The following is a 17587-nucleotide window of genomic DNA, read 5'->3' as shown; positions in this document are numbered from 1 at the left end:
ATTTTTCATATGGCTCGAATGTTGCCCGAACCCACGCCGGAGACCCGGCATTTCTGGGAGGGTTGCAAGGACGGCGAACTGCGCCTGCAGCGCTGCACCGAATGCACCCACAGCTATTTCCCGCCCCGCCCGTTCTGCCCCAAGTGCGGATCGCGCGATGTCGAGGTCTATGCCGCCAGCGGCAAGGGCTTCCTCTACTCCTACGTCATCAACCACCGCCCGCGCCCCGACATGGGCACCGAGCCGCACTCCATCGCGGTGGTGGAGCTGGATGAAGGTCCTCGCCTGATGACCAACATCGTGGGCTGCCCGCAGACGCCGGAAGCCCTGCAGCTGGACATGAAGGTCCAGGTGAAGTTCGAGAAGCAGACCGACGACATTTCCCTTCCCCTGTTCGAACCGGCGAAGGGCTGAGAGCGCATATGAAACCGAAATCAGTCGCGGTCGTCGGGGCCGCTGAAACCACCAAGATGGGCAAGATTCCGGACGTTTCCGTCCTGGGTCTGCACGCCGACGCCGCCCTCAACGCCATGAAGGACGCCGGCCTGAAGCCGTCGGACATCGACGGCGTCGCCACCGCCGGGGTCAGCCCCGTCGAACTGGCCCAGTATCTCGGCATCACGCCGACCTATGCCGACGGCACCAGCGTCGGTGGCTGCTCCTTCATGCTGCACGTCCGCCACGCGGCCGCCGCCATCAATGCGGGCCTGGCCAAGACCATCCTGATCACCCACGGGGAATCGGGCCGCTCACGGGTCGGCGCCGGCGGCTTTGGCCGTAACGCCAGCTCGCTGATGGGCCAGTTCGAGATGCCCTATGGCGTCACCAGCCCGCCGACCATGTTCACGATCCCGGTGCTTCGCTACATGAAGACCTACGGCGTGACCGAGGAAGACCTGGCCATGGTGGCCGTGATCCAGCGGGAATGGGCGGCGCTGAACCCGCGCTCGTCCTTCAAGGACCCGATCACCGTCGACGACGTGCTGAACTCGCCGATGATCGCCTGGCCGTTCCGGATGCTGATGTGCTGCCTGGTCACCGACGGTGGCGGGGCCCTGATCCTCACCAGCGCCGACCGCGCCAAGGACTTCCCCAACAAGCCGGTCTACGTCCTGGGCACCGGGGAGAGCGTGGAAACCCCGATGGTCAGCCAGATGGAGGACTTCAACTCCTCCAAGGCGTTCCGCGTCTCGGGCAAGAAGGCCTTCGAGGAAGCCGGCATCAAGCATGCCGACGTCGATCACCTGATGATCTACGACGCCTTCGCCCACCTGCCGCTGTACGGCCTGGAGGACCTGGGCTTCGTGAAGCCCGGCGAGGCCAAGGACTTCGTGCGTGAGCGCAACACCGCCATCGGCGGCAAGCTGCCCATGAACACCAACGGCGGCGGCCTGTCGTACATGCACTCGGGCATGTACGGGATGTACGCCCTGATGGAGAGCGTGCGTCAGATGCGCGGCACCGCGGCCGCCCAGGTCGACGGCGCCAAGATCAGCGTCTGCCAGGGCGTCGGCGGCATGTTCGCCGCGGCCGGAACGGTGATCTTCGGCAACGAAGCCTAGTTTTGTTTCAACGACTTACTGCACCTCATGCTGCGCAGCATGAGGTGCAGCAATTCCGCCCTTCCCGGGAAACCGGGGAGGGCGTTTTGCTGCGGGGGATAGGGTGCAGCATTTCCCAATTCCTCCCCCTCCGGGGGAGGGGGACCGCGAAGCGGTGGAGGGGGCTGGGGCTGTGCAGGTTCCACGGGCCGAGCCCCCTCCGTCTCGCAGGCCTGGCCTGCGATCCACGTCCCCCGAACCGCGCTGCGCGCTGAGGGAGGAATTGAGCCCGCTGACGCTCCCGTTTGTTCGTGTGGTTCGTGTGGTTCGTGGATATTCCTTCTGAATGCGGCACAGCTTTCACATCCTCACAATGCTGGTGGTGCTGGTCTTTGGGTCTGCTGCGAGGGCGCAGCAAACGCCCGACCTCACCCTCGCCGGCGCGCTGACGGGCGCCGATCACCAGACCTATCGCGAGGTCCCGTTCAGGGTCCCGGCGGGGGTCACGGCGATCACGGTGGCCTTCGACTATTCGGGGCGCGACCAGAAGGCGACGATCGACTTAGGCGTTCGCGATCCGCAGCGGTTCCGGGGCTGGAGCGGCGGGAACAAGGCCAGCTTCACGATCTCCGACGCCGAGGCGACGCCGTCCTACCTGGCCGGGCCGTTGCCGGCGGGGACCTGGCGGCTGGTGCTGGGGGCGCCGAATATCCGCAAAGGGACGCGCGCGGCCTATCGCGCGAAGATCTGGTTCGAACGCGCGGGCGACGCGCCGACCAGCCTGTCGGCCACGCCGGTGAGGGCCGGGCCCGGCTGGTATCGCGGCGACCTGCACCTGCACACCGCCCATTCCGACGGGACCTGTCTGTCGCGGCGCGGGCTGAAGGTTCCGTGCCCGGTGTTCAAGACCCTGGAGGCCGCCTCGGAGCGGGGGCTCGATTTCATCGCGGTGACCGACCACAACACCGCCTCACAAAACGGGGCCTTGCGGGAACTGGCGCCCTTTTACGACGACCTGCTGCTGATCGCCGGCCGCGAGATCACCACCTTCCAGGGCCACGCCAATGTGTTCGGGCCCACCGGGGCCCTGGACTTCCAGCTGGGGAGCTCTCGCGTCCCGACCCTGGCCAGGCTGTTGGACGCGGTGAGCGCGGCGGGCGGGGTGTTTTCGATCAATCACCCGGCCCTGCCGTCCGGCGAACTCTGCATGGGCTGCGGCTGGACCGTGGCGGGCACGCCCTATGAGCGGATCGGGGTGATGGAGGTGGTGAACGGCGGGGCCCTGGCGCTGGCTGGCGGCAAGGCCGAGGGGTTGTTCTCCGGCATCGCCTTCTGGGAGGCGCGGCTGAACGAAGGCCACCAGATCACCGCCATCGGCGGGTCCGACAACCACGACGCCACCCTGGGTCCCGGCAAGGCGCCGGCGGTGGGCATGCCGACCACCGTGGTCCGTGGCGCCGATCTTTCCCAGGCCGCGATCCTGGCGGGCCTCCAAGCCGGTCACGTCTTCATCGACATCAGCGGCTCGCGCGATCGCCTGATCGAGGTCACGGCGCAGGCCGGCGACGCGCGCGCCGAGATGGGTGATGTGCTCGCCGCGCCGGCCGGGACGACGGTGCGCGTGACCGTGCGGATCGTCGGCGGGGCGGGCGGACAGCTCAGCCTCGCAGGCCCCGCCGCGCGGCTGGCCAAGCTGCCGGACGCGGTCCTGGCCAGCTACGACGAGACGACCACCTTCGATCTGATCAGCGACGGGATCGCCGGCTGGCTGCGGGTCGACCTGCGCGGCGCCGACGGCCAGCTGGTGCTTTTGACCAACCCGATCTACCTGCGGTCGCCGAACACCCGCTGACCCTGTGGGGCGCCCTGTCGCACCCCGGACAGGAAGGTGTTCTTAACCCTCTCGGGTCAGACTGAAACCGTCGCGCCTCGCGGCGAAACATAAGAACTGTCCGGGTCTTACGGGAATCCACCCCAGGCCCGGCATGAAGGACAGCATGGGTCTCAGTCCCGATTCCCGCGCCCGATTCAACCTTGAGCGAGCTTCCGTGCTCATCCTCGAGGAGTCGACCATGGGCATGAGCATCCTGGTGCAGATCCTCACCGGCTTCGGCGCCAAGGTGCTGCATCGCGCCGAGAACGTGGAAGAAGCCCAGGGCCTGGTGGCCAAGGTGGAGCTGGACCTTGTGGTGGCCGACGCGCTGGGGCCGACCGGCGAGGGCTATGACTTCGTGAGGTGGCTGCGCCGCTCGCGCATCGAACCCAATTGCTACGTGCCGGTGTTGCTGACCGCGGGACATACCCCGGGCAACGCCGTGCAGAAGGCCCGCGACTGCGGCGCCCATTTCGTCATGACCAAGCCGCTGACCCCGATCACGGTGCTGGAGCGGGTGCTCTGGATCGCCCGCGAAGGCCGGCGGTTCGTGGAGTGTGACAACTATATGGGTCCCGATCGCCGCTTCAAGAACGAGGGCGTGCCTGCCGGCCAGGTCGGCCGGCGCCGCGACGATCTGGTGGGCGACGTCGGCGAGGCGAACGAGCCCAACATGGAACAGGACAGCATCGACGGCATGCTGAAGACACGGCGGGTGACACTTTGAGCTCTGTAAAGATTCATATTCCCGTGGTGCGGCTGGCCAAGCTGCTGCGCACCCCTGGCGGGGTTCCCGTCGCCGACGCGGTCAAGCGGGCGGGGGCGGGGCTGGAAAGCCTGCGCGCCGAGTGCCTGGATGAACTGCGGGTGACGCTTGATCAGGCCGAGCTGTGCGCTGGCCGGGCCAATGGCGAGTATGACGCCGCCGTCGCCGACGAGCTCTACGCCATCGCCAGCGCGGCGATCGGCGTGCCCACCGCCTGCGGCCTGGCGCCCATCGACACCGCCCTGGTGAGCCTGGCCGACCTGACCGACTATCTGCGGACCCGCAAGACCTGGGACGCCAACGCCGTGGCCGTCCACCTGCGGGCCTTCCGCCTGCTGCTGCACACCGAGGCGGGCAAGGACGCCAACGGCACCAAGGCCATCCTGGAGGGCCTGCGCCGGGTCAGCCAGCGCTACGCCAAGTCGGAGGCCCCGCGCGCCGCCGCGGGCTGAGGGCTTTACGCATCGCGCGCCAGCCGCTTCACTGAGGTCATGACGCAAGACAGCCTCCGGGACCGCTCCCGCCGCACCCTCGACAGCGCCCGATCCAACCATGAGGACGATCCCTCCCTGCCCAACACCGTCTGGTACGGTCGGGTGCTGGGGTTCCGTTACCAGATCGACGAGGCCATCGCGGTGTTCAGCGAGGGGTTGGAGCGGTTCCCCGACTCCTTCGAACTCCTGCGCCAGCGCGGCCACCGCTATCTGTCGACCCGGCGGTTCGCCGAGGGGCTCGCCGACCTGGCCCGCGCCGCGGAGCTGATCGAGGGCAAGCCGGAGTGGATCGAGCCGGACGGCAAGGGCAACGAGCTGCCGGTGCCCGCCACCAGCATCCAGTTCAACACCTGGTACCACCTGGCCCTGGCGCATTATCTGCTGGGGGACTGGGATGCGGCCGAGGCCGCCTATCGGCGCTGTCTGGACTGGGTGGCGCCCGGCGACCATGACGGGCTGACCGCCTGTAACGACTGGCTCTACATGACCCTGCGCCGCAAGGGCGACGAGGTGGGCGCCGAGCAGGTGCTGGCGACGGTCCCGAGCGGGTTGCCGGACGAGGCCTTCGTCGAAGGCCCCTCCTATTATCGCCGCCTGCGGATGTACCGGGGCGAATTCGCGCCGGACGACCTGCTGACCCCGGAGATCGGCTCCCAGGTGATCCACGACCTGGAGACCCTCTACGCCACCCAGGGCTATGGCGTGGGTAACTGGCATCTCTACAATGGCGACACGGCGCGCGCCCGCGAGGTGTTCGAGCAGATCCTCCGCGGTCGCAGCAAGTACGCCTTCGGCTACATCGCCGCCGAGCGGGACCTGAGGGAGATGGCCGGGGACTAGGGATTCCCGAAGCGGCGCCGTCCCCTTCTGGAGAGGCTGGTGGGCCGAAGTCTTGAACTCGGCCGGTGTGTGACCCGCCGAGCGTTGACGAGGCCACCGCAAAAGTCTCGATGCCGAACATGTTCTTGTTTTGTTCTAGACAAAAGAGCGAGCTTGTGGCAGATTTTCCAGATGCGGCAGCCAAGGCCGCGCCGGCGAAATCGCGAGCGAAAGAGATGTTGAATGGCGGAGATGCCGAATGGAAAGCCGCGTTCCGTTCCTAATCCTTTGGGTGACCCGCATGGCAAATTGGTCCGACAGCGTGGTGCAGGGCAGAGTGCGATAGCCGCGCCGACGCCTCTAGCTGCGGGATCATTCCCCTCAGCTTATGGGCGTCTCGCCTTGCTCAATCGAGCCGCTCGTCCGAACCCCTATGTCACGATCGGCGGTCGAACCTACAGGCGAGTCGACAATGGGCGCGCCGACGTCTTGGTGCACGTTGATGATCCGGCGATCTCGCCCACCGTGCGCGCAGACCGGAGGCAGGCGGTCACTCGCGCCCTCTTCATGGCGGACCACCCGCTCGGGAGCGCCGCCTATGCGATCGCCACGCTCGCGAACGCATCCCCACAGGCGCGCAACGGGGCGCTGATAGGCGGAAGTGCGGCGGATGCCGCACTCCTCGGGGCTGCACCCCGTCCCAGGTTCGCCCCTCTTGCGCCGACGGCCAGACGACCAGTGTTGGCGCCGCCCTTGGTCAAACAGCCTGCGGTCAGACACGGTCGCCCCACCCCGCTTGGACAGGCGACGGGGTTGGTTGCGACTCTAACAGCCTCCACTCTCGGCTCTGGGACGAAGGCCAACCGGCGGGTGACCCCGCCCGGTTGGCAAGGCGACGGGACAAAGTACAATGAAGCGCGGGGACACCTCCAAGCAAAGCAACTTGGAGGTTCAGGTCGGAGCCCACTAGACCTCGTCACATTGACGCAAAATCCAACCAACTCATCTCTGATGCAGCGCTTCGAGAACGCGACGGGGCGGCGGGTCAAGGCGGGGGAAATCATCCAGTATACAGCAATGCCGCTGTACAATGCGGGAGTGCTCGCGCCTGCGAGAATTCTGCTCGCTGCGCTTGGTTCTCGCGGGGCGCCCATCGCTCGCATCATCGAGAATCCTGCGGGGAGGAAGCGTGACCATTGAAAACCTGATCAGGGTGGTCCCGCCGCCGGTGGCGCCCGATGAAACCTATGCCGGACCTTGGGAAGCGATTGAGGCTGACCTCGGAACGGGCCTGCCCCAGGATTACAAGGACTTCGTCCGGCTCTACGGGTTCGGCAGCTTTATGGAGTTCGTGGGAGTCCACGTGCCGGTGTCCTGGAGTCCCTATGTGAGGCTGCAATCCGAAGTTCGCGTGATCTGTGACGTCCTCCGGGATGACGAGGATCGCCCCTATCCCCTGTGGCCTGAGCCGGGCGGATTGCTGCCGTTCGGGAAGACCGACTTCGGCGACTATCTTCTTTGGCTCCCGCGCGGCCCACCCGACGCCTGGGGCGTCGTGGTCTGGGATCGCGGCATGGGGGAGTATGAGGCGTTCGATTGCGGCCTCACCGATTTCCTCGCGGGGCTGGCCACCGGCGACATCGAGCCCAAGGAATTTCCCGACGACATGCTGCCCTGCGAGCGCTTGTTCGAGCCGTCACCCCCCCGCCGGCCCGAGCAAGGTGATTGGGCCCCTGATCTCCTGACAGGACGTTTTGGCGGTGAGGGCGTCGTCCGAGTCCAGCTCAGTTGGCCGCGGGCGGCCGATCCCGGACGGGTGGCGCTGTCTCCCGTGTCGTGGCGCGCGTCATGGCGCGTTTCTCACAGGCCCCGGGCGCCGCGCTGAGAGAGACGTCCGAGCCTCCGTTCCGGAGGCGGCGTCATGACCGCCAATGCGCCAAGGACATCACCCTTCGACGCCCGTAACATCTTGTTTTATCGCAGAATTTGGGCGGTGAGAGAGATTCGAACCCTCGTTAGGCTTTCACCTAAACACGCTTTCCAAGCGTGCGCGATCGACCACTCCGCCACCTCACCCGCCGTCGCGAGCCGCCCTCAGGCCGCCCGCGAAGGCGCGCACAACCCTGGCTGATTGAACCTTGGCGCCGCTTCCAACGACCTGCTGGGGGTGAGATGCGGACGGTCTGCGTCCCTCGCAGCCGTCGCAGGCCAGAGGGCTCGCGCCGGTTGCAGCAGGCTGGAGTGTCTCCTTCCATCCCCCCAGGTCGCCGGGATTCAGTCCCGCGCGCCCGCCTATGGAGAAACGACATGAGGCTCAGGATGATGATGGCGGCGACCGCCGCGGGGCTGGCCCTGGCGGGGTCCGCCGACGCCCAGGTGGTCACCTCGGCGACCAATATCTGCGAGATCGCCCCCGGCGGCGGGGGCGTCTACACGGTGAAACTCAACCTGTTCTCCTTCGCCGACGTCGGCCTGGAGTACACCTTCCGCAAGCAGCCCAGCGGGCCGGCCACCATGTTTCCGGCCGCCCCTCTGAACAGCACCGGAACCGTGCGCAAGTTCCAGCTGCCTGAGGGCACGTACAAGCTGACCTTCAAGCATCCCAACAGCGCACCGATCGGGACCTACGCTCAGAATATCGTGGTCCGGCCCTACCGGGTGGTCGGCCAGACCTGCGTGCTGATCAGCCCGCGCGACAAGATCGAAAAGGTTGGTCCGAAGTTCAACTAGATGGCGGCGCGAGGGGGGCGCGCGATTTGAACCGCCTCCCTCGGCCCAACGACCTCTGTTCAGTTCGCGCAAACCCTGGGCGATCCAATTGAGGTGTAGACCGATGAAGCGCACGATTTTCATGACCGCCCTGATCGGCTGTCTGCTGTCGGCAGGCATGGCCCTGGGTCAGGACACCGGCCGTCCCATGCTCTGCCCAAAGCCGTCCTATGAGACGATCGACCTGAGCACGCCGACGCCCATCAACGCCGACTTCCGGCCCGACATGCTCGCCATCGCCCGCGCGGGCCTCAACGACGCCGCGCCCAACAAGTTCTTCCTGCACACCTTCCAGTGGAAGCCGCCCCAGTGCTGCCAGATCCTGGGCGCCACCCTGACCATCACCCTGCGGGCCAACCAGGCCGGGACCTCGGCCGCCGGTTCGGACGCCGGCAATGACTCGATGGGGGTCATGAGCAACGGGGTCGCCTTCCCCGGCCTGAATGGCGCGGTCTACACGGCCTTCCCGGTGGCCATCAACCAGCCCACCACCCGCGTCTACGTCATGAGCGCAGCGGCCCTGGCCGCCATGAACGCCGACAATCGCCTGAGCTTCTATGTGCAGGACGACACCCGCGTCCTCTCGGCCAAGCTGCAGATCAACCGCTGCTGCGTGAAGTAGCCCAGGACGCGCGAGGCGGGCGGCATTCCGTTCGCCCCGCGTGCGTTTGTCGGAGCTTGCAACGTCCCCAAGGCCGAGAGCCGGTTGGGCCGGAAGTTTTGGCGGTGGGGACAGGCGGAGGTCGACTTGTCTCCACAACTCTCAAGCCACTCGTGGGACTCCTCCACGGATGGCCGGTACCTGCCGGCGCGCCCGGTCCTCAGCTGCCGAGGGAAATCAATGAGCATGCCCGTGCGCCTTCGCTTGGCGAACTCTTTGGCTTCAGCCTGTCGCCACCGCGCGGTCAGATCAAAGAATAGGGCAGGCCCCTTTGGGTTGGGGAGGTCCAATAGTCAGGCGCCTCCCGCAGGGGGTGTCCCCAGCTAGTTGAGACGGGGCGGCCGTAAAGCCGCCCCGTCCACCGTCATCAGGAGAAGACGAAGTCGCTGCTGCTCAGGCTCGACAGGTTCACGCCCTGCAGCGTGATCGAGTGGGCGGCGTCGAGTGCAATCACCACCGAGCTCCCGACCTGGGACGCGTGGCTCATCAGGGCGCCGAAGCCGCCCACCAGGTTGTGGTCGATTTGGATGGTGTCGTTCTGCGCCTTGAAGTCGGTGATCGTATCGTTGCCGAAGCCGGCGCCGAAGACGAAACGGTCCGGCCCGTTCCCGCCAGTCAGGATGTCATTGCCGGCCCCACCGTCGAGAGTGTCGGAGCCATTTTCGCCGGAGAGCTGGTCGATGCCCGCCCCGCCGAACAGCCGGTCGCCGCCGTTGCCGCCGAAGAGGTTGTCGGCCCCGTCGTAGCCATTGACGGTGTCGTCGCCGTTGCCGCCCTCGATACGCTCGTCGGCCGCCGTGCCCAACAGAACATCGGACTTCACCGTGCCAAGAATATTGGCCCCGTTGGCGACGCCGCCAACCGTCACGCTGACCGTCGCAGTGCTGGTGGCGCCCGCAGAGTCGGCCATCACATAGGTGAAACTGTCAGTCGCGGTTTGACCCTCGGTCAACAGGTCCTGGGTGTCTGCGTCGGCGGTGTAAACCACCTTGCCATCGACGATGGCGACACTGGCGCCGCTGGTGGTGGCCGACACGGAAACGAGGGTCTTCAGGTCGCCAGTGTCAATATCGGTGTCATTGGCCAGAACGTTGAGGATCACCGACTGGTCTTCGGAAACCGACCCCGCGTCCGCCAGGGCGACCGGTCCGTCGTTCACGCCGGTGACCGTCATGGTCACCGAGGCCGTGCTCTCGGCGCCGGCGGAATCCCGGACCGTATAGCTGAAGGTGTCGGTGGCCGTCGCGCCGGCCTTCAGGCTCTGGAAGGCCGATTCCGTGACGTAGCTCACGGTTCCATCGGCGTTGGCGCTCACCGATCCCAGGGCGCCGGTGGCGTCGACCGAGACCAGGGTCTTGGTGTCGCCCGCATCGACGTCGGTGTCGTTGGTCAGGACGTCCAGCGTCACCGCGGCGCCATCCTCGGTCGCCGCGCCGCTGTCGGCGACGGCGATGACACCGTCGTTCACGCCGGTGACGGTCATGGTGACGGTCGTGGTGCTGGTCAGGCCCGCGGTGTCCTTCAGGGTGTAGCTGAAGGTGTCGGTGGCCGTGGCGCCGGCCTTCAGCGATTGGAAGTTGGCGCCCGGATTGTAGGTCACCGTGCCGTCGGCGTTGGCGGTCGCTGACCCCGTCGTGCCCGTGGTGTTGACCGAGACCAGGGTCTTGGTGTCGCCGGCGTCGGCGTCAGTGTCGTTGGCCAGCACGTTAAGCGTCACCGCCGCGCCATCCTCGGTCGCCGCGAAGGCGTCGGCGACGGCGACGGGCGCCACGTTGCTGGGGCCGAAGGTGGCGTTGAGCGAGATATTGTCCAGACCGAAGGCGCCGGGGCCGGTGAAGTTGCTGGGGATGACCTCGACGAAGGTCAGCGTGTAGTCACCCGCGCTGAGCGAATTCAAGGTCGCACCGATATCCAGCGACACCTGCGTGACCGGGCTCCAGGCCGAGTCGCCGAACGGGGCCACAAAATGATAGAAGCTGGCCTTTGTGACGCCGCCCTGGGTGAGAACAACATCAAAGGTGCGAGCCGCACCACTGTAACTGGTGGTGGAAGCGAAATCGAACTTCAAGATGGCCGAGGACACGGTCTCATCAATGTGAATTGTCTGGCTCAGGGTGAACTTACCCGGGCTGCCGTCGAAGCCATTAAACGCCGTGTAGCCGCTTATCGGAGTGGCGCTGCCGCCTGCGACGTTACGCATGAACCAGGCCGGTTGGCCTGAGGTGGAATTGACGACCTGAGAATTACCGCTCCCACCGAAGGAGGCCTGATACGGGTTGGTTTGGTTGCTGCCCGCAGTCCAGCCCGCAAATGTGCCGGTGCTGAAGCCGCCGTTGGTGATCAGTTCGCTCATGGTGAATTCGCCCCTTAGTAGAATCGGCCCGCGCGCAGGCCGTTACGCAAATACGTCGGGCAGGGGACTAAAGAGAAGTCTCGGTTATTCAAAACGAAAATCTATATTATCTATAAATTACACGCCTAGAGGGAATATTAGTTAATAGTATTTGATACCGTACCAGAAATAGACACCCTCTCTTCAGCTATCATTCAACTTTGCATTGGTGGTCGCGACTTTAAATTGTCGGGACTCTCCGCCTCGACCCGATCAGGTCTGGGGCGCTCGCGGGTGGAGACGCGGCCCGAAACGCTCATGAGCGCCTCTGAAATCGGGCTTTGTGGGAGGCCAAACTCCGGAGCTGCGGAAATCCGCCGCGAATTCCGAGGGCTTCACGACCTGTGAAATTGGGAGCCGGTTGGACCGGAAGTTTTGGCGGTGAGAGAGGGATTCGAACCCTCGTTAGGCTTTCACCTAAACACGCTTTCCAAGCGTGCGCGATCGACCACTCCGCCACCTCACCGGCCGTCGCAAGCCGCCCTCAGGCCGCCCGCGAAGGCGCGCAATATACTCAGGAAGCTCGCCCGGGCAAGCGGCGTCGGCGACCTGTGGCAAGATGGTTGGGATCGGGCCTTCCGCGCCCTATCTGGCGCGCGCCAGGTGGGTGTGGTTCGAGGACCTGGCGGGGATGGACGCCGCCGAGGTCAGCGACTGCCTGACGACGGCCCACGGCCTGGTCGCGGCCAAGCTGACCTGGGCGCAACGCAAAGAGCTGGGGCTCTAACATTCCTCCCCCACCGGGGGAGGGGGACCGCGAAACGGTGGAGGGGGCTGGGGCCTCGCCACATCCACGGCCCAAACCCCCTCCGTCTCGCAGGCCTGGCCTGCGATCCACCTCCCCCGAAACGGCCTACGGCCTGGGGGAGGAATTGAAGGAGTTAGCCCCCCAGCAGCTTGCGCAGGTCGGCGATGGCGCCGGCGGCCTTGGAGCGGCGCTGACGCCAGAGCAGCAGGCTCACCGCACCGAGGGTGGCGGCCAGGAAGGCGATGGGGCCAAACAGCCAGGCCGCGGCCGCCAAAGCGAAGTAGTAGCCGCGAACGCCGGCGTTGAAGGCCGACAGGGCCGGATTGAGCAGCCGGGCGGCGGCCTCGCCATAGGCGGTCTTGAAGGCCGCGTCCTCGCTGTCGGGCGCCGCGCCCACGGCGGCGATGCAGTAGTTCATCTGGCGGATCGACCAGATGAAATCCAGCAGGCCGCGGGCGAGCGCCACCAGCACCAGGGCGATCTGCAACTCGAACACCAGGCGGGTGGAGGTCTGGATCACCACCAGGCTGGAGGCCGAGCGGAAGGTGCTCTCGCCCCCGAACAGCACGCCCGCGGCCCCGGCTATCAGGATCAGGTTGGAGGAGGCGAAGAAGGAGGCGGAGTTCAGGGCGTGGCCCAGGAGCTGGCCGTCCATGAACTTGTTCTCGCGCCCGGCCATGTTCTTCATCCAGGCGACCCGGATGACGGTCATGTCGGTGTTGATGGCGCCCTTGCCCCGGGCGGCGGCCTTCAGCAGCGGCTCATAGGCCAGCCACGCGACGGCGAAGACGATGAGCGCCGTCAAGTCCAGGGGCGAGAGCGCGAGCGGCAAACTAGTCCTCCGTGATCAGGCTGTGCTTGTTGGTGTCGCGCAGGGTCAGCGCCACCAGGAAGGCCAGGCCCATGATCGTCGCGACATAGACATAGAAGCCGCTCTCCATGCCCTCCTTCTTGAACCACAGGGCGACATACTCCGCCGTGCCGCCGAAGATGGCGTTGGCCGTGGCGTAGGGCAGTGCGACGCCGAGCGCCCGGACGTGGGCGGGGAACAGCTCAGCCTTCAGCACCGCGTTGACGGCGGTGTAGCCCGACAGGATCAGCACCAGGGCGCACATCAGGGCAAACGCCATGGTGGGGTCGGTGGTCACCGCGATCTTCGAGAAGATGGGATAGGTGAAGATGGTCCCCAGCAGGAAGGCGGCCACCAGGGTGGTCTTGCGGCCAACCGCATCGGACAGCGCCCCGAAGGCCGGCTGCGCGATCATGTAGACCAGCAGGGCGGCGGCCGTGATCGCGGTGGCCATGTCCTTGGTGAAGCCCGAGGTGTTGACCAGGAATTTCTGCATGTAGGTCGTGTAGGCATAGAAGGCCAAGGACCCCGCCGAGGTCAGGGCGAAGATGGTCGCCGTCTCCTTGGGGAACTTCACGAACAACAGCATGGTGCGGCTGCGTTCCGCGCCCTCGGCCTGGGCGGTCAGGTAGGACTGGCTTTCCTCCAGGCCGGTGCGGATCCAGAACACCACGATGGCCAGGACCCCGCCGATGGCGAAGGGAATGCGCCAGCCCCATTGGGCCAGATCCTCCGGCGACAGCACGTTCTGAAGCAGGATGAGGACGGCCAGGGCGGTGAGCTGGCCCAGGATCAGGGTGACGAACAGGAAGCTCGACCAGAAGCCACGGCGCTTCTTGCCGGCCATCTCCGACATGTAGGTGGCGCTGGCGCCGTACTCGCCCCCCAGGGACAGACCCTGGACCAGGCGCGCCAGGACGAGCGCCACGGGGGCGGCGGTTCCGATCATCGAATAGTCGGGGATGATGGCGATGGCGAAGGAGCCGGCGCACATCATGGAGACCGAGACGGTCAGGGCGGCCTTTCGCCCCGCGCGGTCGGCATAGAGGCCCATGAACCAGGCGCCGATGGGCCGGGCCAGGAAGCCCACGGCGAACACCGCGGCGGCCTGCAGCAGCTGGGCGGTCTCGTCGCCCTTGGGGAAGAAGTGCTTGGCGAAATAGAGGGCGAAGGAGGAGTAGACGAACCAGTCGTACCATTCGACGAAGTTGCCCGCCGATCCGCCCAGGATGGCCCTGAACCGCTGCATGGGGGTCAATCCCGGCGCCAGGGCCTCAGACGGAAGTTCACCGCCGCTTTCCGTAACTGTCATGCATTCCCCCGACCGAACTGGATCGGGGGAATGCTAGAATGTCTTGCCGCCTACGCGAAGGGCGCTTGCGCTATATCCGGCCCATCAGGACCAGGACCAGGACGATCACCAGCACCAGGCCCAGGCCGCCGGAGGGGAAGTAGCCCCACGAACGCGAGTGCCCCCAGGTGGGCAGGGCGCCGATCAGGGCGAGTACGAGAATGATGAGTAGAATAGTCCCCAGCGACATGGCTCAAGCCTCCCTGAGGCCTGGCCGGGTGGCCAGGCGCTATGGCCGGGAAACGAGCGTCGCCGGAGAAGGTTGCTAGTCCGCCATATCGGCGGTGTGCAGGCGGGCGTCGGCTTCCTTGACCTTCAGGGCGTAGAGCAGGCCGATGAAGGCGCCCTTCACCCGGGGCAGCAGGGCCAGCGTCGCCACGGCCAGGGGGATCAGGGTGGCAGGCACCATGATCGCCGCCGGCGCCTGCCAGATGATCGGGAAGAACAGCAGCGGCGCCACCAGCAGGTGGCCGACGATCAGGATGGTGAAATAGGCCGGGCCGTCGTCGGCGGGATACTGGGCGATGTCGTGGCCGCAGACCTGGCAGCGGGGCTCGACCTTCAGGTACTTCCAATAGAGCGCGCCCTGCTCGCAGTGGGGGCAGCGCCCACGGAGGCCGCGGGTCATGGCTTGGATCAGGGTGGGACGTTCGTGACGGGACATGACCGCCATATGTGTATCGGGGCCTTGGGAGTCCAAGGTGACGGGCGGTCGCATCGGGAACATGATCTTCGCAATCCCAGGCGGGGCTTGGAGTTCCCCATTGATGGCGCGTCGTTAGGTCTCACGGCGTGGGCGGGAACGTATCAGCCGCACAACTCATTGATGAGCAAGATGCGGAGAAGATTCATGAATTCCGATCCCAAGCCCATGTCCGACGGAAAATCCGTCCATGGCCATACCGGCCCCACGACCCCGGCCGAGGACAAGATGCGCAATGCCGACCCGGCGGTGGCGCCGCCGGGGGACAGGGTCAAGATCGCGGAAGCGGCGTCCCGCGAAGAGGACGCCTGACAGCGCCTAGCGCTTGGCGTCGTCGGCGGCGCCGCTGACCGCGCGGCCGGCGGCCGAGACGTCACGGCCCGCGCCGGAGATGGTGTTGCAGGCGGCGGTGAGCAGGGCGGTGGCGGCGACGGCGAGAACCAGGATCTTGCGCATTCAGTAGCTCCTTGAGGATGGCGGGCGTCATAGCCAAGCTTGAGGGCGATTTGTAGGCGAGGGTGAGGTCCTGGGGCAAGGCGCGTGGACGGTGCGCAATGACGTCCTTCGCGGGGTCGACAGACCGATCGGGCGAACCCACTGCGTCACCCCGGCCGTAGCGAAGAGGAGAGCCGGAACCCAGGGGCGGTGCGCACGGCCCCTGGGTCCCGGATCGCCTATCGGCGTCCGGGATGACGGGGGTGTCGTTCTGAGATCGGAGCGTGACCCCTCATGCGTCAGCTTCGCTGACAACTCCTCCCGCAAGGGGAGAAGGATAAGCCGCTAATCGGCGTCCATCTTCAGGGCGGCGATGAAGGCTTCCTGCGGGATTTCCACCTTGCCGAACTGGCGCATGCGCTTCTTGCCGGCCTTCTGCTTGTCCAGCAGCTTGCGCTTGCGGCTCATGTCGCCGCCGTAGCACTTGGCGGTCACGTCCTTGCGCAGGGCGCGCACGGTCTCGCGGGCGATGATGCGGCCGCCGATGGCCGCCTGGATCGGGATCTGGAACATGTGGGGACTGATGAGGTCCTTCATCTTCTCCACCATGCCGCGGCCGCGAGCCTCCGCGCGGTCGGCGTGGACCAGCATGGAGAGCGCGTCCACTGGCTCGGCGTTCACCAGGATCGACATCTTCACCAGGTTGCCGACCCGGTAGCCCTCGATGGCGTAGTCGAAGGAGGCGTAGCCCTTGGAGACGCTCTTCAGGCGGTCGTAGAAGTCGAACACCACCTCGTTGAGCGGCAGGTCATAGACCACCAGGGCGCGGGAGCCGACATAGCTGAGTTCCCGCTGTTCGCCGCGGCGGTCCTGGCAGAGCTTGATCACCGAGCCGAGATACTCGTCGGGGGTCAGGATGGTGGCCTTGATCCAGGGCTCGGCGATGGTGGCGATCTTCACCGGATCGGGCAGGTCGGCCGGGTTGTGCAGCTCCATCTCCGAGCCGTCGTTCAGACCGATCTTGTAGACTACCGAGGGCGCGGTCGCGATCAGGTCGAGGTCGAACTCGCGGGAGAGGCGCTCCTGGATGATTTCCAGGTGCAGCAGGCCCAGGAACCCGCAGCGGAAGCCGAAGCCGAGCGCCGCGCTGGTCTCCATCTCGTAGGTGAAGGAGGCGTCGTTCAGGCGCAGGCGGCCGATGGCGGCGCGCAGGTCCTCGAAGTCGGCGGCGTCCACAGGGAACAGGCCGCAGAACACCACTGACTGGGCGACCCGGAAGCCGGGCAGGGCGGTGGCGGTCTGGCGCTTCTCGTCGGTGATGGTGTCACCGACGGCGGCGTCGGCCACCTGCTTGATCTGGGCGGTGATGTAGCCGATTTCGCCGGGGCCGAGCTCGGCGACCTCGGTCTGCTTGGGCTTGAAGACGCCGATGCGGTCGATCTGGTGGGTGACGCCGGCATTCATCATGCGCACCTTCATGCCGGCCTTCAGCACCCCGTCGAGGACGCGGACCAGCACGACGACGCCGAGATAGGGGTCGTACCAGGCGTCCACCAGCAGGGCCTTGAGCGGCGCGTCGCGGTCGCCCTTGGGGGGCGGCAGGCGGGTGACGACGGCCTCCAGCACCTCAGCGATGCCCTCGCCGGTCTTGGCCGAGCAGAGCACGGCTTCGGAGGCGTCGATGCCGATGACGTCCTCGATCTGCTGGCGAATCCGTTCGGGCTCGGCGGCGGGCAGGTCGATCTTGTTGAGGACCGGGACGATCTCGTGATTGTTGTCGATGGCCTGGTAGACGTTGGCCAGCGTCTGGGCCTCGACGCCCTGACTGGAGTCCACCACCAGGATCGAGCCCTCGCAGGCGGCCAGGCTGCGGCTGACCTCATAGGCGAAGTCGACGTGGCCCGGGGTGTCCATCAGGTTGAGGACATAGGTCTCGCCGTCGCGAGCCTTGTACTCCAGACGCACGGTCTGGGCCTTGATGGTGTTGCCGCGCTCGCGCTCGATCTCCATATTGTCCAGGACCTGCTCGGTCATCTCACGCTTGGTGAGGCCGCCGGTCTCCTGGATCAGGCGATCGGACAGGGTCGACTTGCCGTGGTCGATGTGGGCCACGATGGAGAAGTTGCGGATTCTGGAAAGAGGGGTGCTCATGGTGCGCCAGCCTCTACCACATTCCGGCGCTCCT

Annotated in this window: 19 protein-coding genes and 2 tRNA genes; 12 read left to right on the top strand and 9 right to left on the bottom strand. The window is 66.2% G+C overall.

Annotated elements, in window-relative coordinates:
* Positions 1-9: 9 nt before the first annotated feature.
* The 8 genes from Q7J39_RS20040 to Q7J39_RS20010 all read left to right on the top strand — a co-directional run bounded on the left by Q7J39_RS20040 (position 10) and on the right by Q7J39_RS20010 (position 7378).
* A complete protein-coding gene (locus tag Q7J39_RS20040; protein ID WP_304829655.1) occupies positions 10-414 on the top strand; it encodes a Zn-ribbon domain-containing OB-fold protein in 405 nt (134 codons plus the stop codon).
* An 8-nt stretch (positions 415-422) separates the two neighbouring features.
* Positions 423-1562, top strand: a complete 1140-nt coding sequence (locus Q7J39_RS20035) for a hypothetical protein (protein ID WP_304829652.1) — start codon at positions 423-425, stop codon at positions 1560-1562.
* A gap of 325 nt (positions 1563-1887) precedes the next feature.
* Positions 1888-3393 (top strand): CehA/McbA family metallohydrolase, encoded by a 1506-nt coding sequence (locus Q7J39_RS20030; RefSeq protein ID WP_304829648.1) that lies wholly within the window; start codon positions 1888-1890, stop codon positions 3391-3393.
* A gap of 133 nt (positions 3394-3526) precedes the next feature.
* Positions 3527-4141 (top strand): PleD family two-component system response regulator, encoded by a 615-nt coding sequence (locus tag Q7J39_RS20025; RefSeq protein WP_370690122.1) that lies wholly within the window; start codon positions 3527-3529, stop codon positions 4139-4141.
* Positions 4138-4632, top strand: coding sequence for a hypothetical protein (locus Q7J39_RS20020; RefSeq protein ID WP_304829641.1), 495 nt, complete (start codon positions 4138-4140; stop codon positions 4630-4632). The genes Q7J39_RS20025 and Q7J39_RS20020 overlap by 4 nt, the downstream gene beginning before the upstream one ends.
* A 39-nt stretch (positions 4633-4671) precedes the next feature.
* A complete protein-coding gene (locus Q7J39_RS20015) occupies positions 4672-5514 on the top strand; it encodes a tetratricopeptide repeat protein (protein ID WP_304829638.1) in 843 nt (280 codons plus the stop codon).
* Between the two features lie 222 nt (positions 5515-5736).
* The gene (locus tag Q7J39_RS20935; protein WP_370690121.1) at positions 5737-6693 is read left to right on the top strand and encodes a DNA/RNA non-specific endonuclease; all 957 of its coding nucleotides are present in this window, start codon (positions 5737-5739) and stop codon (positions 6691-6693) included.
* Positions 6683-7378 carry an SMI1/KNR4 family protein gene (locus tag Q7J39_RS20010; protein WP_304829634.1) on the top strand — a complete coding sequence of 232 codons (696 nt, stop codon included), beginning with the start codon at positions 6683-6685 and terminating at the stop codon, positions 7376-7378. The genes Q7J39_RS20935 and Q7J39_RS20010 overlap by 11 nt, the downstream gene beginning before the upstream one ends.
* A 106-nt stretch (positions 7379-7484) precedes the next feature.
* Here Q7J39_RS20010 and Q7J39_RS20005 read toward each other — a convergent pair.
* A tRNA-Ser gene (locus tag Q7J39_RS20005) sits at positions 7485-7569 on the bottom strand.
* Between the two features lie 231 nt (positions 7570-7800).
* On the opposite strand from Q7J39_RS20005, the gene Q7J39_RS20000 reads away from it, so the two are divergent.
* Positions 7801-8223 carry a hypothetical protein gene (locus Q7J39_RS20000; protein ID WP_304829631.1) on the top strand — a complete coding sequence of 141 codons (423 nt, stop codon included), beginning with the start codon at positions 7801-7803 and terminating at the stop codon, positions 8221-8223.
* Between the two features lie 103 nt (positions 8224-8326).
* A complete protein-coding gene (locus Q7J39_RS19995; protein ID WP_304829628.1) occupies positions 8327-8884 on the top strand; it encodes a hypothetical protein in 558 nt (185 codons plus the stop codon).
* A gap of 406 nt (positions 8885-9290) precedes the next feature.
* On the opposite strand, the gene Q7J39_RS19990 is transcribed toward Q7J39_RS19995, so the two are convergent.
* Together Q7J39_RS19990 and Q7J39_RS19985 are read right to left on the bottom strand one after the other, a co-directional pair.
* Entirely contained in the window at positions 9291-11276 is a 1986-nt protein-coding gene (locus Q7J39_RS19990) for an Ig-like domain-containing protein (protein ID WP_304829626.1), read from the bottom strand.
* Positions 11277-11691: 415 nt separating this feature from the next.
* Positions 11692-11781: transfer RNA gene (locus Q7J39_RS19985), tRNA-Ser, on the bottom strand.
* 93 nt (positions 11782-11874) lie between these two features.
* Here Q7J39_RS19985 and Q7J39_RS19980 point away from each other — a divergent pair.
* On the top strand, positions 11875-12042 hold the full coding sequence (locus Q7J39_RS19980; protein ID WP_304829623.1) for a hypothetical protein: 168 nt from the start codon (positions 11875-11877) through the stop codon (positions 12040-12042).
* A 154-nt stretch (positions 12043-12196) separates the two neighbouring features.
* Here the strand turns inward: Q7J39_RS19980 and Q7J39_RS19975 are convergent, their stop codons facing one another.
* The 4 genes from Q7J39_RS19975 to Q7J39_RS19960 all read right to left on the bottom strand — a co-directional run bounded on the left by Q7J39_RS19975 (position 12197) and on the right by Q7J39_RS19960 (position 14892).
* Positions 12197-12895 (bottom strand): DUF599 domain-containing protein, encoded by a 699-nt coding sequence (locus Q7J39_RS19975; protein WP_304829620.1) that lies wholly within the window; start codon positions 12893-12895, stop codon positions 12197-12199.
* 1 nt (position 12896) lies between these two features.
* The gene (locus tag Q7J39_RS19970; protein WP_304829617.1) at positions 12897-14225 is read right to left on the bottom strand and encodes an MFS transporter; all 1329 of its coding nucleotides are present in this window, start codon (positions 14223-14225) and stop codon (positions 12897-12899) included.
* A 70-nt stretch (positions 14226-14295) separates the two neighbouring features.
* On the bottom strand, positions 14296-14454 hold the full coding sequence (locus tag Q7J39_RS19965; RefSeq protein WP_304781084.1) for a DUF3309 family protein: 159 nt from the start codon (positions 14452-14454) through the stop codon (positions 14296-14298).
* Between the two features lie 75 nt (positions 14455-14529).
* On the bottom strand, positions 14530-14892 hold the full coding sequence (locus Q7J39_RS19960) for a DUF983 domain-containing protein (RefSeq protein ID WP_304829614.1): 363 nt from the start codon (positions 14890-14892) through the stop codon (positions 14530-14532).
* Between the two features lie 222 nt (positions 14893-15114).
* Here Q7J39_RS19960 and Q7J39_RS19955 point away from each other — a divergent pair, with 222 nt between their 5' ends.
* On the top strand, positions 15115-15279 hold the full coding sequence (locus Q7J39_RS19955) for a hypothetical protein (RefSeq protein WP_304829612.1): 165 nt from the start codon (positions 15115-15117) through the stop codon (positions 15277-15279).
* A 6-nt stretch (positions 15280-15285) separates the two neighbouring features.
* Here the strand turns inward: Q7J39_RS19955 and Q7J39_RS19950 are convergent, their stop codons facing one another.
* Both Q7J39_RS19950 and lepA read right to left on the bottom strand, forming a co-directional pair.
* A complete protein-coding gene (locus tag Q7J39_RS19950) occupies positions 15286-15423 on the bottom strand; it encodes an entericidin A/B family lipoprotein (protein WP_304829609.1) in 138 nt (45 codons plus the stop codon).
* A gap of 324 nt (positions 15424-15747) precedes the next feature.
* Positions 15748-17553 (bottom strand): translation elongation factor 4, encoded by a 1806-nt coding sequence (lepA, locus tag Q7J39_RS19945; RefSeq protein ID WP_304829606.1) that lies wholly within the window; start codon positions 17551-17553, stop codon positions 15748-15750.
* Positions 17554-17587: the final 34 nt, after the last annotated feature.

This window comes from Phenylobacterium sp. (assembly GCF_030651185.1).
In the GTDB taxonomy this organism is placed as follows: Bacteria; Pseudomonadota; Alphaproteobacteria; order Caulobacterales; family Caulobacteraceae; genus Phenylobacterium.
Note: the sequence above shows the minus strand (reverse complement) of the source record. Positions and strands in the feature narration are given on the sequence as shown.

Bases quoted from the DNA above. Each gene is read 5' to 3' on its own strand.
- Q7J39_RS20040 (WP_304829655.1), top strand. From the start codon at position 10: ATGGCTCGAATGTTGCCCGAACCCACGCCGGAGACCCGGCATTTCTGG.
- Q7J39_RS20035 (WP_304829652.1), top strand. From the start codon at position 423: ATGAAACCGAAATCAGTCGCGGTCGTCGGGGCCGCTGAAACCACCAAG.
- Q7J39_RS20030 (WP_304829648.1), top strand. From the start codon at position 1,888: ATGCGGCACAGCTTTCACATCCTCACAATGCTGGTGGTGCTGGTCTTT.
- Q7J39_RS20025 (WP_370690122.1), top strand. From the start codon at position 3,527: ATGAAGGACAGCATGGGTCTCAGTCCCGATTCCCGCGCCCGATTCAAC.
- Q7J39_RS20015 (WP_304829638.1), top strand. From the start codon at position 4,672: ATGACGCAAGACAGCCTCCGGGACCGCTCCCGCCGCACCCTCGACAGC.
- Q7J39_RS20935 (WP_370690121.1), top strand. From the start codon at position 5,737: ATGGCGGAGATGCCGAATGGAAAGCCGCGTTCCGTTCCTAATCCTTTG.
- Q7J39_RS20000 (WP_304829631.1), top strand. From the start codon at position 7,801: ATGAGGCTCAGGATGATGATGGCGGCGACCGCCGCGGGGCTGGCCCTG.
- Q7J39_RS19995 (WP_304829628.1), top strand. From the start codon at position 8,327: ATGAAGCGCACGATTTTCATGACCGCCCTGATCGGCTGTCTGCTGTCG.
- Q7J39_RS19990 (WP_304829626.1), bottom strand. From the start codon at position 11,276: ATGAGCGAACTGATCACCAACGGCGGCTTCAGCACCGGCACATTTGCG.
- Q7J39_RS19980 (WP_304829623.1), top strand. From the start codon at position 11,875: ATGGTTGGGATCGGGCCTTCCGCGCCCTATCTGGCGCGCGCCAGGTGG.
- Q7J39_RS19970 (WP_304829617.1), bottom strand. From the start codon at position 14,225: ATGACAGTTACGGAAAGCGGCGGTGAACTTCCGTCTGAGGCCCTGGCG.
- Q7J39_RS19965 (WP_304781084.1), bottom strand. From the start codon at position 14,454: ATGTCGCTGGGGACTATTCTACTCATCATTCTCGTACTCGCCCTGATC.
- Q7J39_RS19960 (WP_304829614.1), bottom strand. From the start codon at position 14,892: ATGACCCGCGGCCTCCGTGGGCGCTGCCCCCACTGCGAGCAGGGCGCG.
- Q7J39_RS19955 (WP_304829612.1), top strand. From the start codon at position 15,115: ATGAATTCCGATCCCAAGCCCATGTCCGACGGAAAATCCGTCCATGGC.
- Q7J39_RS19950 (WP_304829609.1), bottom strand. From the start codon at position 15,423: ATGCGCAAGATCCTGGTTCTCGCCGTCGCCGCCACCGCCCTGCTCACC.
- lepA (WP_304829606.1), bottom strand. From the start codon at position 17,553: ATGAGCACCCCTCTTTCCAGAATCCGCAACTTCTCCATCGTGGCCCAC.